The organism is Streptomyces cinnabarinus, from assembly GCF_027270315.1.
Lineage (GTDB): Bacteria > Actinomycetota > Actinomycetes > Streptomycetales > Streptomycetaceae > Streptomyces > Streptomyces cinnabarinus.
On the sequence record NZ_CP114413.1, the window covers coordinates 2,068,471 to 2,084,849 of the forward strand.

Here is a 16,379-nt window from a genome sequence, read left to right on the forward strand (position 1 = left end):
CCGCCTAGGAATCGAGCTCCGCCGGCCGCCGCGAGGGTGCGAACAGCGACACCGCGGCCCCGGCCGCCGCGATCCCCGCCGACACCCACAGCGCGGGCGCGGCCCCGTCCAGGAAGGCGGCCGGTGAGCCGTAGCCGCCGTACGTCGTGAAGACCGCCGCGACGGTGGCGACGCCGAAGACCCCGCCGAGTTCCCGCAGGGCGTTGTTGACGCCGGCCGCGACGCCCGCCTCGGTCAGCGGCACCGAGGAGGTGACGGCGTTGGCGACGCTCGGGAAGGTGAGCGAGATGCCGACGCCCGCGACGATCAGCGGGACGACGAGGCTGCCGTAGCCGACACCGGGTTCGACCTGCCAGGCCAGCAGGCCGAGGCCGAGGCCCATGAGGGCCAGGCCCGCGAGCATGAAGGGCCGGGTGCCGTACCGGTCCGCGAGCGCGCCGGCGACCGGCGCGACCAGCAGGGGCATGGCGTTCCAGACGAGGATCCGTACGCCCGCCTCCAGGGGCGAGTAGCCGAGCCCGAACTGGAACAGCTGCGTGATCATGAAGAGCGCGCCGAGCAGCGAGGCGAAGAGCAGGAAGGCGGCCGCGTTGGCGGTGGAGAAGCCCCGGTTGCGGAAGTGGCCGAGCGGCAGCATCGGATACCGGGCGCCCCGGCGCTCCCACTCCAGGAACGCGGCCACGAACACGATCCCGGCCGCCAGCGCGGCCAGCGCCTCGGCGCTCCCCCAGCCCGCCTCCGGCGCCCGCACCGGCGCCCAGGCAAGACCGGTCAGCCCGACGGCCGCCAGCACCAGGCCGACGATGTCGAGCTGGGGCCGGGTGCCGTGGCTCTCGTGCAGTTTCCTGGCCGCGAGGGGAATCATCACCAGCCCGATCGGGACGTTCAGCCAGAAGATCCACTGCCAGGACAGGCCCTCGGTCACGGCCCCGCCCAGCACCGGCCCGGCCGCCACCCCGAGGCCGGTCACCCCGCCCCACACCCCGATCGCCACGCCCCGCTTCTCGGCCGGGAACGCCTCGCTGATCAGGGTCAGGGTGAGCGGCAGCAGTACGGCGGCCCCGGCGCCCTGCACCAGACGCGCCCCGATGAGCTGGCCGGTGCCGCCGGCGAGGGCAGCGGCGGCGGAGGCGAGCGTGAACACGGCGAGCCCGACGACGTACATGCGTCGCCGTCCGAAGCGGTCGCCGAGCGCGGCGCCGGTCAGGGTGAGACAGGCGAAGGCCAGGTTGTAGGCGTTGATCGTCCATTCCAGCTCGGACAGGCTCGCCCCGAAGTCGGCGCGCAGCGCGGGCAGCGCGGTGGCGACGACCACGACGTCCAGGGAGCACAGCAGCGCGCCGAGTCCGGCCAGAATCACCGTCCACGCGCGCGGTGGTGACGCCCGGTCGGGGCGCGAGGTGCTGAGGGGGGCCTTGAGGGTCTCGGTCATGTCCGTGCCTTCCGTGAGCTGTTGAGGTCACTCACGGAAGGCAGACCGGGCTCACCCCGGAAAGGAATCGCGCCGCCCCAGGAAGCCCAGCAGCCGGGCCTGCGGCCCCGCTCCCTCGGGCACGGCGACCGGCGCCGCGAACCGCACCCCCCGGTCCTCCCCCGCCACCACGCACCGCACGACCGGCAGCAGCTCGGCCGCGAGGGCCTCCGGGATCGGCCGGGGCCGCCCGCTCGCCTGGGCCACGTCCCAGCCGTGCACGGCGATCTCGACGGCGCCGACCGCCGCCAGCACCCGTACCTCCAGCGGCCGTTCACCCACCAGCACCCGGTCCGGCGGCCCCGCGGCCCAGGCGCCCAGCACCGCGCACGCGCGCGTACGGAAGCGGCAGGCGCGGTCGTCCCGCGGCACCAGGCCGATCCGCCCGCCGGTCAGCCCCTCGTACAGCGCGTCCACGGAGTCGTCCAGATGCCCCAGCAGCTCCGCGAGGTCCCACTCGGCGCACGGCGTGCCCCGCGTGAGGGTCTCCGCCCGGACCTCCGCGACGCTGCCCAGGGCGTAGGCCAGCGAACGCTCCAGCAGCTCCCCGGGGTTCATACGAGCTCCCCGGGCAGCCCGAACCGGCCGAACACGTCGGTGTCCAGGAAGGCGGTGATGCGGGCGAGGGCACCGTCCTCGACGGTGAGCACCTGGAGGGAGTGCGGGCGCAGCACGCCGTCCGTCCCGCGGACGTACATCGCCACCGCGGGCTGTCCGTTCGCACGCGTGGGCAGCATCCGCAGGGTGCCCGTCTCGTGACGGCGCGCCACCAGGAAGCGGTGCACCTCCTTGGCGCCCCGGAACCACTCCAGGTGGGGCGGCATCTCCAGCTCGACGCCGTCCCGCAGGAGGGTGAGCAGGGCGTCCATGTCGGCGTTCTCGAAGGCGGCCACGTACCGGTCGAGGACCTCCCGGTCGGCGGCGCCCGAGGGCTCGGTCACGAGGTCCTCCTCGGGGGCCAGCTCCGCCAGCCGGGCACGCGCGCGTTGCAGGCTGCTCTTGACGGCAGCAGTGGAGGTCCCGAGCACGGCGGCGACCTCGGGCGCCCGCCAGGCGAGCACGTCCCGCAGGATGAGCACCGCCCGCTGCCGCGCGGGCAGATGCTGGAGCGCGGCGACGAGCGCGAGCCGCAGGCTTCCCCGGGCGGCCACGACCCACGCCGGGTCGAGCAGCGCGTCGGGCAGCGGCTGGAGCCAGGGAACGTCCGTCGCGGGGGCCCTCAGCGGCTCCTCAGGCGTCTGGGAGGGCTCGCCGAGCCCCGTGGGCAGCGGACGGCGCGCGCGGCCCTCCAGCGCCGTCAGACACGTGTTGGTGGCGATCCTGTGCAGCCAGGTCCGCAGGGACGCGCGGCCCTCGTAGCCGTCGTAGGACCGCCAGGCCCGCAGATAGGTCTCCTGCACCAGGTCCTCGGCCTCGTCGGCCGAGCCCAGCATGCGGTAGCAGTGCGCGAGCAGCTCGCGCCGGTACGGGTCGGTCAGCCGTACGAACTCGTCGCGGTCCGTCGTCGCCACCATGGCCCTTCCTCTCGCCGGTCATGAGTACAGACCGGCGAGAGGACGAAAAGGCATCGGTGACCGCCCGCGAACGCGACCTACAGGTCGACTTCCTTCATCAGCATGCCGACCTCGGTGTTCGACAGACGGCGCAGCCAGCCCGACTTCTGGTCGCCCAGGGTGATCGGCCCGAAGGAGGTGCGCACCAGCTTCTCGACCGGGAAGCCGGCCTCGGCCAGCATCCGGCGCACGATGTGCTTGCGGCCCTCGTGCAGGGTCACCTCGACGAGGTAGTTCTTGCCGATCTGCTCGACCACCCGGAAGTGGTCCGCACGCGCGTAGCCGTCCTCCAGCTGGATGCCGTCCTTGAGCTGCTTGCCCAGGTCGCGCGGGATCGGGCCGACGATGGCCGCGAGGTAGGTCTTCTTCACGCCGTACTTGGGGTGCGCCAGCCGGTGCGCCAGCTCGCCGTGGTTGGTGAGCAGGATGACGCCCTCGGTCTCGGTGTCGAGACGGCCGACGTGGAAGAGCCGCGTCTCCCGGTTGGTGACGTAGTCACCGAGGCACTGACGACCCTCGGGGTCCTCCATGGTGGAGACGACACCGGCGGGCTTGTTCAGCGAGAAGAACTGGTACGACTGCGTCGCCACGGTCAGGCCGTCGACCCTGACCTCGTCCTTCTCCGGGTCGACCCGCTTGCCCTGCTCCAGCACGATCTCGCCGTTGACCTCGACCCGCGCCTGCTCGATCAGCTCCTCGCAGGCCCGCCGGGAGCCGTAGCCCGCGCGCGCGAGGACCTTCTGGAGCCGCTCGCCCTCCTGCTCGGCGCCCGGGAAGGTCTTGGGCAGCTTGATGTCCTTCTTGCCCGCGTACCGCTCGCGGTTGCGCTCCTCGGCGCGCGTCTCGAACTCCCGGGACTGTGCCGGAGCCGTCCGCCCGCGCTGCGGCTGGGGCTTCTTCGGGCCGCCCTTCGCGCCACCGCGCGCCGCGCCGCCGCGACCCGACTTCGGGCCGTCCGGGGAGGCGCCGGGGCCGACGTCGTAGCGGCGCTCCTCGGGGCGGGGCTTGCGGGGCCGGCCGCCCTGGCCGCCCTGCTTCTGGTCCCGGTTGTTGCCGGCCCCGCGGTGGTTACCGCGTCCGCCGGTGCCGCCACTCTTGCCGCTGCCGCTGCTTCGCATCAAAGTTCCGTCGTCTTGTCGTCTGCGTCCTCGGAATCCGGAGCGTCCGGATCGAACGACGGTACGGCCTCCTGGGTCTCGGCCTCGATCGCCTCCGCCTCGGGGAGGAAGGGCGCGAGCTCCGGGAGCTCGTCCAGGCCGCGCAGGCCCATCCGTTCCAGGAAGTAGTTCGTCGTCGTGTACAGGATCGCACCTGTTTCGGGTTCCGTGCCCGCCTCCTCGACCAGACCGCGCTGGAGCAGGGTGCGCATCACACCGTCGCAGTTGACTCCGCGCACCGCCGAGACCCGGCTGCGGCTGACCGGCTGCCGGTACGCCACCACCGCGAGGGTCTCCAGCGCGGCCTGGGTGAGCCGGGCCTGCTGGCCGTCCAGCACGAAGCCCTCGACGGCCGGCGCGTACTCGGGCCGCGAGTAGAAACGCCAGCCGCCCGCGATCAGCCGCAGCTCGAAGCCGCGGCCCTGGACGGTGTACTCGTCGGCCAGCGCGCGCAGCGCGTCCGCGATCTGCCGCCGGGGCCGCTGGAGGATCTTGGCGAGATGCTCCTCGGTCGCGGGCTCGTCCACGACCATGAGGACGGCCTCCAGGGCGGGCTTGAGATCGAGGTCGGCGACGGCGCCGAGACCGCTGATCTCCTCGCTCACTTCTTCTTCTCCTCGTCCTTGGGCAGCTCGGGCGGGCGGTCGAACTCGTCGGTGACCACGGGCTCGGTGTCCCCCTCCCCGCCGGTCCAGCGCACGGTCAGCTCGCCGAGGGCGGTCTCCTGGTCCAGGGCCACGGCCTTCTCGCGGTACAGCTCCAGCAGGGCCAGGAAGCGGGCCACGACGGTGAGCGTGTCGTCGGTGTCCTCGACGAGCGCGCGGAAGCTGGCCTCGCCCAGCTCCTTCAGCCGCGCCACCACGATCCCGGCCTGCTCCTGCACGCTGACCAGCGGGGCGTGGATGTGGTCGACGTAGACCTGCGGCTTGGGCTTGGGCTGCATCGCCTTGACCGCGAGCCTGGCGAATCCTTCCGCCCCGATGCTGATGACCACCTCGGGCAGCAGCTCGGCGTGGTGCGGTTCGAGGCCGACGGTACGGGGGTAGCGCCGGGCCTCCTCCTCCAGCCGCCGGTTGAAGATCTCGGCGATCTGTTTGTACGCGCGGTACTGGAGCAGCCGCGCGAAGAGCAGGTCCCGCGCTTCGAGCAGGGCGAGGTCGCCCTCGTCCTCGACCTCGGCGGCGGGCAGCAGCCGGGCCGCCTTGAGGTCCAGCAGAGTCGCGGCGACCACGAGGAACTCGGTCGTCTCGTCCAGGTCCCAGTCCGGACCCATGGCCCGGATGTACGCCATGAACTCGTCGGTCACTTTGGACAGCGCGACCTCGGTGACGTCCAGCTTGTGCTTGGAGATCAGCTGGAGCAGCAGGTCGAAGGGGCCCTCGAAGTTGGAGAGGCGGACCTTGAAGACTCCGCCGTCGGATTCCTCAGAGTCGGCGGAGTCGGCGGAGCCGTCTGCCTCTTCGGGCTCGGGCTCGACGACCTCAGGCTCGGGCTCCGGCTCGGGCTCCGGTTCAGGAAGCACGGCCTCCGGCACCGGTTCGACCGGCGCGACGCCCCCCGGCCCCCTCCCGAGGGCGCGCCGCCGACCGCCGGAGGCACCGGCGCCGGAGGCGGGAGCATCGTTCGAGGTCATAGCCTCCGCAGGCTACCGCTACCGCCCGCGGAGCCGTCGTACGAGGATGCTCGCGTCCCCGCGGCTCTCCAGATCGGCGAGCACCACGGCCACCGCCTCCCGGACGATCCGCCCGCGGTCGACCGCGAGGCCGTGCTCGCCACGGAGCACAAGACGGGCGTGCTCCAGGTCCATCAGCTCCTCGGCGGACACGTACACGGTGATCTTCTCGTCGTGCCGCTCACGCCCGCTGGGCCGCCGCGCGGCGGCCCGTCCGCGCTTGCGCGGGGCCGCCGGGCCCGCGGCGTCGCCAGAACCTTCCTGCGCTCCCTGCCGCCGCCCGGACCGCTCCGCCGTGGCGGAGCGGCTGCGGGACTCCCCGGACTCCGCCGGTTCCGCGTCCGCCGCGACATGTTCCGGGCCCTCGCCGTCCCCGCCCTGTGCGGGCACGGACTGCGGCGCGTCCTCCGCGGCGACGCCGTCGCTCTCTCCCGCGGGAGCCGGCACCCGGGCCTCGCCGTTGGCCCCTCGCCGGGGAGTGGACGCCTGGAGCGCCATCCCCCCTGTCGTACGGAACAGTTCGTCGGCCCCCGGCAGACTCACTCGGCGTGACACCGGGCGAGCACCTCCCTGGCGAGCTGGCGGTAGGCGGCTGCACCGACGGAGTTGGAGGCGTACGTGGTGATCGGCTCACCGGCGACCGTGGTCTCCGGGAAGCGGACCGTGCGCCCGATGACCGTGTGGTAGACGTGATCGTCGAACGCCTCGACGACCCGCGCGAGCACCTCACGGCTGTGCACGGTGCGCGAGTCGTACATCGTGGCGAGGATCCCGTCGAGCTCCAGATCCGGGTTGAGCCGCTCCTGGACCTTCTCGATGGTCTCCGTCAGCAGCGCGACACCGCGGAGGGCGAAGAACTCGCACTCCAGGGGCACGATCACCTTGTGCGCGGCCGTCAGGGCGTTGACCGTGAGCAGGCCGAGCGAGGGCTGACAGTCGATCACGATGTAGTCGTAGTCCGCCATCAGCGGCTTCAGGGCGCGCTGGAGCGTCGACTCGCGCGCGACCTCGGAGACCAGCTGGACCTCCGCCGCCGACAAGTCGATATTGCTCGGCAGCAGGTCCATGTTCGGGACCGCGGTCTTCAGCAGGACCTCGTCGGCCGACATGCCCCGCTCCATGAGCAGGTTGTAGACCGTGAGGTCGAGCTCCATCGGGTTGACACCGAGTCCGACCGACAGCGCGCCCTGCGGGTCGAAGTCCACGAGCAGGACCCGGCGTCCGTACTCCGCGAGCGCGGCACCCAGGTTGATGGTCGACGTCGTCTTGCCCACGCCGCCCTTCTGGTTGCACATCGCGATGATCTTCGCCGGTCCGTGGTCGGTGAGGGGACCCGGGATCGGGAAGTACGGCAGCGGGCGTCCGGTCGGGCCGACGCGCTCGCGACGCTGGCGTGCGGCGTCGGGCGCGAGCGTGGCCGCGTACTCGGGGTCCGGCTCGTACTCCGCATCGGGATCGTAGAAGTGCCCGTCGGGCAGTTCGTCGTAGTCGGCGAAGTGGTTGTGGGGCGCGCCACTTCCGTCGCCGGCCATGGCGTTCACGTGATGGCCATCCATGCTCTGGTGTGCTGACAGAGTCACGCCGGTCTGCTGGTGACTCTGGTGGGCTGCGAAGGTGCGCACCGCGACGGAGCCGACAGCCTCGAACCCCGCGGGAGCCTGGCCCCGCGCAGGGCTTCCTGGTTGACCACCCCCGGGAGAAAATGTCGACTCATTCACAAGTCGTCTTACCTCCTTGGTGACCAGGAAACTTCTAGACAAGGTCAGCGTGGCACCATGCCGACAGTCGGCGACTCTATGGCGTGTCGGGCGTCCGCAGCAACACAATCCGCCGGACCCGGCAGGATGTGTCGGCAATGAAACATCCCTCTGTCAAGGGCGTACGGCCGTCGCACGGTAGGTTTCACCGGTGTGCGAATCGGTCGAAGCGTTACGTTCGAGGCGAGTTGACCGAGCGTCGCAAAGTGACCATACACACATCCGGCCGGACCTTGTCGGGCAAGGTCCGGCCGGGTGGGCGACGTTGACGATTCGTGTTGACGTATCGCCTTTACGAAAAGGTGACTTAGCCGTTCGCCGAGGTGGGCCGGCTCAGCCGAGCAGGGTCTCCAGCTCCACGTGCTCCAGGCCGTGCGCCTCGGCGACCTCGCGGTAAACGACCTTGCCGTCATGGGTGTTGAGACCCTTGGCGAGCGCGGCGTCCCGGCGCAGCGCCTCCACCCAGCCGTTGTTGGCCAGCGAGACGATGTACGGCAGCGTGGCGTTGGTGAGCGCGTAGGTGGAGGTGTTGGGCACCGCGCCCGGCATGTTGGCGACGCAGTAGAAGACCGAGTTGTGGACCTTGAAGGTCGGCTCGGCGTGCGTGGTGGGACGCGAGTCCTCGAAGCAGCCGCCCTGGTCGATCGCGATGTCGACAAGGACACTTCCCGGCTTCATGCGCGAGACGAGCTCGTTGGTGACCAGCTTCGGGGCCTTGGCGCCCGGGATCAGCACCGCGCCGATCACGAGGTCGGCGTCGAGGACGGCCTTCTCCAGCTCGAAGGTGTTGGACATGATCGCCCGCACCTTGGTGCCGAAGACCTTGTCGGCCTCGCGCAGCTTGTTGATGTCCCGGTCGAGCAGCGTGACGTGGAAGCCCATGCCGACGGCGATCTGGGTGGCGTTCCAGCCGGAGACACCGCCGCCGATGACGACGGCCTTCGCGGGCTGGGTGCCGGGGACACCGCCGGGCAGCACACCGCGGCCGCCGGCCGAGCGCATCAGGTGGTAGGCGCCGACCTGCGGGGCCAGCCGGCCCGCGACCTCGGACATCGGGGCGAGCAGCGGCAGGGCGCGGGAGGGCAGCTCGACCGTCTCGTAGGCGATGGCGGTGGTGCCGGACTCGATCAGGGCGTCCGTGCACTCCTTGGAGGCGGCCAGGTGCAGGTAGGTGAAGAGCGTCTGGTCCTTGCGGAGGCGGTGGTACTCCTCGGCGATGGGCTCCTTGACCTTCAGCAGCAGGTCGGCGGTGGCCCACACCTCGTCGGCGGTGTCCAGGATCCGGCCGCCGGCCGCCACGTACTCCTCGTCCGGAATCGAGGAGCCGAGACCGGCGCCGCGCTCGATGACGACCTGGTGGCCGTTGCGCACCAGCTCGTGCACACCGGCGGGGGTGATGGCCACCCGGAACTCGTTGTTCTTGACCTCGCGGGGGATGCCGACCTTCACGTCGATCACGGTCCTTGGCTCAGAGAGTGTGGGGCATTACTAGACATACCCAGGCATGCTCGGGCACACCGGGAGACACCGCGGAGAAGGTGCGGCAGAGCCAGTCTAATGAAGGTGTTCCTGCTGTCTAGCCTTTCATTGCATCAATCTTCAGCGGATGCACTACGGATTTCGCAGGCCCTACCGCTCTGTGGGTACCTCTTCCGGCTCGGGTTCCCCCTCCGGGAGCTCCTCACCCAGCATGCGCTCGGCGGCCCCGCGGTGCAGTCGAGCCGCGGCGGAGTCCCCGAGGTGCTCCAGCGTGTCGGCCAGCCGCAGATGCAGCGCGGCCTGCAGCCGTACGTCGTCGGCGCGCCGCGCCCACTCCACCGCCTCCTGGCAGGTGTGCAGCGACTCCTCGGGCCGGCCCGCGTACTCCTGGACCCGGGCGAGCTCGCTCAACGCCCGGGCGTGGGCGCCGACATCGCCCACGCGGCGGTGCCCGGCGACCGCCGCGCGCCAGTTGCGCTGCGCCTCGCCGTAGCGGCCCGCGAAGGTGTGCGCGGCGCCGATCCGGCCGTACAGCCGGGCCGCGTCGGCGCGCTCGTCCCGGGCCAGCCGCTGGGCCAGCGCCCGGCCGAACCAGTCGGCGGCCCGGTCGTAGTCCCCGAGCTCCAGATGGGCGCCGCCTACGGATTCCATCGCCCGGCCGGTCGCGTACGGGTCGTTCGCCGCACGTCCGGCGTCCAGGGCGGCCCGGTAGCGGGCCAGCGCCTCCCGGGTCCGCCCGGTGCGGGCGTCGAGGTCACCGAGGTTCAGCAGCGCAGCGGACTGCTCCCGGGGCAGGTTCCGGCGCTCGGCCACGTCCAGCACCATTCTGTGGATGCCGTACAGGTCCCCGGCCGCGGCCTGGGTGCCGAAGTGGGCGACCATGGCCCGCACCAGCTGGGACATCAGCCGTCGGGCCAGGGTGTCCAGCTCCCCGTCGGCGACCGCCAGACGGGCCGAGGCGAGCAGGGCGGGCCTGCGGATGAGCAGCCAGTCGGCCGCCGCGCGGGGGTTGGGGAAGCGCAGTGAGCGCGGCATGCCGAGGAGCTTCTCGCGGGCCTGCGCACTGTCGGTCTCGGTGATCGCCCGGCACGACTGGAGCAGCCGCACCGTGCGCTCCAGCATCCGGGCGCGGGCCAGCTGGAGCTCGGCGGCCCGGTCGTGGACCTCGGTGAGCGCCCTGAGCAGGGGGTACAGACAGCCGGGCACCTCGTACTGGGGCAGCGGGGAGTCCACGCCCCGCAGCAGGCCGAGGGCGACGAGGTCGTCCAGGGTGGTGCGGGCGCCGCTGACCGAGCAGCCGGCCAGGGCGGAGGCGGTGTGCGGGTCGACCAGGCCGGCCGGGGCGAGGCTGAGCAGTCGCAGTATCCGGGCGGCCGGGGCGGGCAGGGCGGCGTGGACGAGCCGGAAGACCCGGGCGAGCGGGGTGCCCGGGGTGTCCTCGTCGAGTTCGGCGTGCAGCTGCTTGGCGAGGTCGGCGACGGCGGCCTTGGGGCGGGCCGCGAGCCAGCCGCCGGCCAGCATCAGCGCGGCGGGCTGCGCCTGGCACTCCTCGACCAGCCCTTCGGCGGCGCGCGGGTCGACGGTGATCCGGACCGAGCCCGCGTGCCGGGACAGCACTTCCACCGCCGACTTGGTGTCCAGTCCGCCGAGCGTGCACGGGCGGACGTCGGAGATCCCGGTGAGCGGCCCGGCGGAGACGGCGACGACCAGACAGTCCGGGGTCTCGGGGAGCAGTGCGTCGACCTGCTCGGCGGTGGCCGCGTCGTCGAGCAGCAGCAGGACCTTGCGGTCGGCGAGCGCCTCGCGCAGCGCCGCGGTGAGATCGTCCTCGGCGGCACCGGCCGGGGTCGGCAGCTCCAGGGCGGTGAGCAGATCGCGGGCGACGGAGTCGACGGGGACGGGGGCGCCGTCGGGTTCGCTGAGCCGGGCGCGCAGCACGCCGTCGCCGTAACGGTCCGCCACCTGCCGTACGAGTTCCTCGGCGAGGGAGGTGCGGCCGGACCCGGGGCGGCCGGCGATGAGCAGCACCCGCGCGCGGGGTGCCTTCTTACCGGAGATGGTGTCCAGACCCGCCCGCTCGATGTCGGCGAGCAGCTCCTTCAACTCCCGTGTCCGACCCAGGAATTGCCCGTCGACCGACACCCGGACGCCACCGGTGTCCACCGCCTGATCCGTCACGGGCCACACTCCCGTCCCACCGCACGCGCAAGCCCGCCGGGATTCCGGTACGGGCGTGTTTCAGAGCCTAGTTCACGCTCTGCAACGAGCCGTGTGGAGCGCGGCGGTGACGTCGCCCGATCGGATCAGCCGATGGTCACACCTTGGAGTGCCGGTGCGTGATCAGGCTTCGAAGGGCCGGGCCGGCCACGGCGCATCCGCCGGGCGCAGTGCCTCAAGGCCGTCGCCCGCCCGCGCCGCGACCAGCGACAACACGCCCACCACAAGGCAGTTGTTGTGCAACTCCCCCGCGAGCACGCCCCGGACCAGCTCCGTGAGCGGCACGCGCGCGTGCTCCATGTCCGCCTCCTCGTCCTCGACGGAGAACCGCTCGCCCTCCGCCTCGGACAGATCGCGGGCGAGGAAGACCCGTACCGCCTCGTCGCAACCGCCCGGCGTCGTGAAGACATCCGTCAGCACCCGCCAGTCCTCCGCCTTGACGTGCGCCTCCTCGTACAGCTCGCGCTGGGCCGCGTGCAGCGGGTTCTCGCCGGGGATGTCGAGCAGCCCGGCCGGGATCTCCCACAGCTTGTGCCGTACGGGGTGCCGGTACTGCTTGATGAGCAGTACCCGGTCCTCGTCGTCGAGGGCGAGGACGGCGACCGAACCCGGGTGGACCTGGTAGTCACGGTGGGCCACGCCGCCGTCGGGCATGACCACGTCGTCCGTGCGGACGGAGGTCTTGTTGCCGACGAACGGGGTCTCCGTCGCCCGGATCTCCCACTCCGCCGGGGTGTCCTTGATCGTCATGCCTTGCCCTTCCGCACCTGTGACAACCGGGGTGCGCGCGTCCTGAACGCGCACACCCCGGTCACCGTAACAACCCTTGTGTCACTTACCCGTCTTGCGCTCGACAGCCGCCTTCACCAGGCCCGCGAACAGCGGGTGGGGGCGGGTCGGGCGCGAGCGCAGCTCGGGGTGCGCCTGCGTCGCCACCAGGTAGGGGTGGACGTCGCGCGGGTACTCGACGTACTCCACGAGCTTGCCGTCCGGCGAGGTGCCGGAGAACAGGATCCCGGCCTTCTTCTCCAGCTCCGCGCGGTAGGCGTTGTTCACCTCGTAGCGGTGCCGGTGCCGCTCCTCGACGTACTCCTTGCCGTCGTAGACCTCGCGCACGATGGAGCCCTCGGCCAGCTTGGCCGGGTACATGCCGAGCCGCATCGTGCCGCCCATGTCGCCCTCACCGGCGACGATGTCCAGCTGCTCGGCCATCGTGGAGATGACCGGGTGACCGGTCGCGGGGTCGAACTCGGTGGAGTTGGCGTCGCCGATGTCGGCGAGGCTGCGGGCCGCCTCGATCACGATGCACTGCAGGCCCAGGCAGAGGCCGAGCAGCGGGATCTTGTTCTCGCGGGCGAACTTGATCGCGCCGACCTTGCCGAGCACACCGCGGTCGCCGAAGCCGCCGGGGATGCAGATGCCGTCGACGTCACCGAGCTGCGCCTTGGCGCCGGCCGGGGTCTTGCAGTCGTCGGAGGTGACCCACTTGATCTTCACCCGGGCCTTGTTGGCGAAGCCGCCCGCGCGCAGCGCCTCGGTGACCGAGAGGTAGGCGTCGGGCAGGTCGATGTACTTGCCGACCAGGGCGAGGGTGATCTCGTGGTCGGGGTTGTGGACGCGGTCGAGCAGGTCGTCCCAGGTCGTCCAGTCCACGTCGCGGAACGGCAGGTCCAGCTTGCGGACGACATAGGCGTCCAGGCCCTCGCCGTGCACGGTCTTCGGGATGTCGTAGATCGAGCGGGCGTCGGGGCAGGCGACCACGGCGGCCTCGTCGACGTCGCACATCAGCGAGATCTTGCGCTTGATCGCGGTGGGCACCTCGCGGTCGCAGCGCAGCACGATCGCGTCCGGCTGGATACCGATGTTCCGCAGGGCCGCAACCGAGTGCTGGGTCGGCTTCGTCTTCAGCTCTCCCGAGGGGCCGATGTACGGCAGGAGCGAGATATGGACGACGAAGACGTTGTCACGGCCGACCTCGTGCCGGACCTGGCGGACGGTCTCCAGGAACGGCAGCGACTCGATGTCACCGACGGTGCCGCCGACCTCGGTGATGACGACATCGACCTCGTCGGTCGCCATACGCCGGATGCGGTGCTTGATCTCGTTGGTGATGTGCGGGATGACCTGCACGGTGTCGCCCAGGTACTCGCCGCGCCGCTCCTTGGCGATCACCGTCGAGTAGACCTGTCCTGTAGTGACATTGGCGGAGCCGTCCAAGTCACGGTCGAGGAAGCGCTCGTAATGTCCGATGTCCAGGTCCGTCTCGGCGCCGTCGTTGGTGACGAAGACCTCTCCGTGCTGGAAGGGGTTCATCGTCCCGGGGTCGACGTTGAGATACGGGTCGAGCTTCTGCATGACGACGCGCAGGCCCCGCGCCTTGAGCAGCATGCCCAGGCTGGAGGCGGTGAGGCCCTTGCCCAGCGAGGAGGCGACACCCCCGGTGACGAAGATGTGCTTGGTCGTCGTGGCTGCACTGTGTCGAAAAGCAGCGGGCGGCATGGCCAAAGGGGGGCTCCCGTGGTCGCGGTCTGGGGTGCGGTGCGGCGTTTCCACCGGAGATTCCGGAGTTGCCGTCGCTGCGGTTCGGGGGTTTGTCTCCCACCGGTCCACGGGCTACCAGGGTATCAGCGCCGCGGGGCGATGGCTTCCGGCCACGCTCTGCGTACGCGCCGACACGGAGCCACTCGGGTGCACGGGTTTCTCACCCGTTGCTCACCCGTTCGGCCCATCCACGTTGCCCGGAGCGGCACGCAGATCATCTACGTGCGTCGTATCCTGCTCGGACATTCACTGCCGAGCCGGACCGGCAAGACGGCACCACCCCCGCCCGTACCACCGGAACAACGCGAGCTCGTCAGTTCGTTGAGCAACGATTGACGTTTTGCCTCACGGCGGAGCGGCTGCTTTGCTTCACCGCTCGACGACGCATTACAACGACCCCTTGACCGCACTAGCGACCGCCCCCTTCTGCCTTGGGGGGTGACGTGGCCGTTCGACTGGAGTTGCACGTGGCCGGGCGCATCGAAGACTACGCACTCATCGGAGACATGCAGACCGCGGCGCTGGTCTGCCGGGACGGCACAGTGGACTGGCTGTGCCTGCCCCGCTTCGACTCGCACGCCATCTTCGCCGGTCTGCTGGGCACCGAGGAGCACGGTTTCTGGCGGCTCGGGCCCGCGCACGCGGCGGACGCGAAGCCGCCGGTGGCGGCCCGGCGCAGTTACCGCGGGGACTCGCTGATCCTGGAGTCCGAGTGGGACACCCCGCGCGGGACGGTCCGGGTGACCGACTTCATGCCCCCGCGCGACGGCGCCCCGCAGCTGATCCGGATCGTGGAGGGCGTCTCCGGCCGGGTCCGGATGCGCTCGGCCCTGCGGATGCGGTTCTCCTACGGCCGGGTCGTGCCGTGGGTGCACAAGCACGAGGGCCGTACGGTGGCCGTCGCGGGTCCGGACTCGGTCTGGTTCGACACCGACCGGGAGACCTACGGCAAGTCCCTGACGACGTACTCCGACTTCACCGTCGCCCCGGGCGACCGGATCGCCTTCACCATCTCCTGGCAGCCCTCGCACCATCAGCCGCCGCCGCTGCCCGAGCCCGAGCAGTCGCTGGAGGCCACCGAGGAGTTCTGGCGGGAGTGGGTCGAGCACTGCACGTACCACGGCCCCTACCGCGAGGCCGTGATCCGCTCGCTGATCACGCTGAAGGCCCTCACCTACGCCCCGACCGGCGGCATCGTCGCCGCGCCGACCACCTCGCTGCCCGAGGAGATCGGCGGCGTCCGCAACTGGGACTACCGCTACACCTGGCTGCGGGACGCGGCGATCACCCTGTCCTCGCTGCTGCGCACCGGCTACCGCGAGGAGGCCCGTGCCTGGCGCGAGTGGCTGCTGCGGGCGGTCGCGGGCGACCCGGAGAACCTCCAGATCATGTACGGCATCGCCGGCGAGCGCGAGCTGGGCGAGGCGGAGCTGGACTGGCTGCCCGGCTACGAGAACTCCGCGCCGGTCCGGGTCGGCAACGGCGCCGCGCACCAGCTCCAGCTGGATGTGTACGGCGAGGTCACCGAGGCGCTGCACCTGGGCCATATGACGGGTCTGGCGCGCAACGACTACGCCTCACTGCTCCAGCTGAAGCTGATCCGCTATCTGGAGGACCACTGGCAGGAGCCGGACGAGGGCATCTGGGAGGTGCGCGGACCGCGCCGCCACTTCGTGCACTCCAAGGTCATGGCCTGGGTCGCGGTCGACCGCACCATCAAGCTCATCGAGTCCGGTGACGCGGACGGTCCCCTGGACCGCTGGCGCGAACTGCGCGACGACATCCACCGGGACGTGTGCGAGCGGGGCTACGACAAGGAGCGCAACACCTTCACCCAGTCCTACGGCTCCAAGGAGCTGGACGCCTCCCTGCTGCTGATCCCGCAGATGGGCTTTCTGCCGCCGGACGACAAGCGGGTCATCGGGACCATCGAGGCGATCCAGCGCGAGCTGTCCACGCCGGACGGCTTCATCCTGCGCTATCCGACGCAGGGTGAGGACGAGGGCGTCGACGGTCTGCCCGGCGACGAGGGCGCCTTCCTCGCCTGCTCGTTCTGGATGGCCGACGACCTGGCGATGATCGGCCGGGTCGACGAGGCCCGCAAGCTCTTCGAGAAGCTGCTGTCGCTGCGCAACGACCTCGGGCTGCTGGCCGAGGAATGGGACCCGCACCTCCAGCGCCAGGTCGGCAACTTCCCGCAGGCGTTCAGTCACGTCCCGCTGATCGACACCGCCCTGCGTCTGACGGCCTCCGGAGCATACGGAGGCTGAAGGGCGTACGGCGGCCGAACCACAATTCCTTTCCCCGGGCTTCAGCCTGTCTATAGAGTTGCTCGAATGTGACCCGCACCACAGGTGTATTCCTGGACAGCCGCGCGGAAACCCCGTTTCGATAGATCCCGCGAGGCCGACAATCTCGGCCGCGAATCAACGGGGAAATACCCGAATCTTGTCGCTGGCAATGGCGCTGGACGAGAGGGGTGGGGCATGTTGGCGATCCTGACGTGCGCGGAGAAAGAAGAGAGCGCGGCGC

At 71.0% G+C, this 16,379-nt stretch carries 12 protein-coding genes and 1 pseudogene; 1 reads left to right on the top strand and 12 read right to left on the bottom strand.

Annotated elements, in window-relative coordinates:
* Positions 1-4: 4 nt before the first annotated feature.
* The 12 genes and pseudogenes from STRCI_RS09325 to STRCI_RS09380 form a co-directional block, all read right to left on the bottom strand.
* The gene (locus tag STRCI_RS09325) at positions 5-1,432 is read right to left on the bottom strand and encodes an MFS transporter (RefSeq protein WP_269658393.1); all 1,428 of its coding nucleotides are present in this window, start codon (positions 1,430-1,432) and stop codon (positions 5-7) included.
* A gap of 51 nt (positions 1,433-1,483) precedes the next feature.
* Positions 1,484-2,029: a TIGR03086 family metal-binding protein gene (locus tag STRCI_RS09330; RefSeq protein WP_269658394.1), complete on the bottom strand. Its 546-nt coding sequence runs from the start codon at positions 2,027-2,029 to the stop codon at positions 1,484-1,486.
* Positions 2,026-2,985, bottom strand: coding sequence for a sigma-70 family RNA polymerase sigma factor (locus STRCI_RS09335; protein ID WP_269658395.1), 960 nt, complete (start codon positions 2,983-2,985; stop codon positions 2,026-2,028). The genes STRCI_RS09330 and STRCI_RS09335 overlap by 4 nt, the downstream gene beginning before the upstream one ends.
* A 77-nt stretch (positions 2,986-3,062) precedes the next feature.
* Positions 3,063-4,142 carry a pseudouridine synthase gene (locus STRCI_RS09340; RefSeq protein WP_269658396.1) on the bottom strand — a complete coding sequence of 360 codons (1,080 nt, stop codon included), beginning with the start codon at positions 4,140-4,142 and terminating at the stop codon, positions 3,063-3,065.
* The gene (gene scpB / locus STRCI_RS09345) at positions 4,142-4,786 is read right to left on the bottom strand and encodes an SMC-Scp complex subunit ScpB (RefSeq protein ID WP_269658397.1); all 645 of its coding nucleotides are present in this window, start codon (positions 4,784-4,786) and stop codon (positions 4,142-4,144) included. The genes STRCI_RS09340 and scpB overlap by 1 nt, the downstream gene beginning before the upstream one ends.
* Positions 4,783-5,814 (bottom strand): segregation and condensation protein A, encoded by a 1,032-nt coding sequence (locus STRCI_RS09350; protein ID WP_269658398.1) that lies wholly within the window; start codon positions 5,812-5,814, stop codon positions 4,783-4,785. Before STRCI_RS09350 ends, scpB begins: the two co-directional genes overlap by 4 nt.
* An 18-nt stretch (positions 5,815-5,832) precedes the next feature.
* Positions 5,833-6,408 carry a hypothetical protein gene (locus STRCI_RS09355; protein WP_269658399.1) on the bottom strand — a complete coding sequence of 192 codons (576 nt, stop codon included), beginning with the start codon at positions 6,406-6,408 and terminating at the stop codon, positions 5,833-5,835.
* A complete protein-coding gene (locus STRCI_RS09360; protein WP_269658400.1) occupies positions 6,393-7,571 on the bottom strand; it encodes a ParA family protein in 1,179 nt (392 codons plus the stop codon). Before STRCI_RS09360 ends, STRCI_RS09355 begins: the two co-directional genes overlap by 16 nt.
* Positions 7,572-7,943: 372 nt before the next feature.
* Positions 7,944-9,068 (bottom strand): alanine dehydrogenase, encoded by a 1,125-nt coding sequence (ald, locus tag STRCI_RS09365; RefSeq protein ID WP_269658401.1) that lies wholly within the window; start codon positions 9,066-9,068, stop codon positions 7,944-7,946.
* Positions 9,069-9,202: 134 nt separating this feature from the next.
* Positions 9,203-11,267: pseudogene (locus STRCI_RS09370) on the bottom strand (tetratricopeptide repeat protein).
* Positions 11,268-11,429: 162 nt separating this feature from the next.
* Positions 11,430-12,056 (bottom strand): NUDIX domain-containing protein, encoded by a 627-nt coding sequence (locus tag STRCI_RS09375; protein WP_269658403.1) that lies wholly within the window; start codon positions 12,054-12,056, stop codon positions 11,430-11,432.
* Between the two features lie 81 nt (positions 12,057-12,137).
* On the bottom strand, positions 12,138-13,805 hold the full coding sequence (locus STRCI_RS09380) for a CTP synthase (RefSeq protein ID WP_269658404.1): 1,668 nt from the start codon (positions 13,803-13,805) through the stop codon (positions 12,138-12,140).
* A 509-nt stretch (positions 13,806-14,314) separates the two neighbouring features.
* Here STRCI_RS09380 and STRCI_RS09385 point away from each other — a divergent pair.
* The gene (locus STRCI_RS09385; protein WP_269664515.1) at positions 14,315-16,117 is read left to right on the top strand and encodes a glycoside hydrolase family 15 protein; all 1,803 of its coding nucleotides are present in this window, start codon (positions 14,315-14,317) and stop codon (positions 16,115-16,117) included.
* The last annotated feature ends 262 nt before the right edge of the window (positions 16,118-16,379 follow it).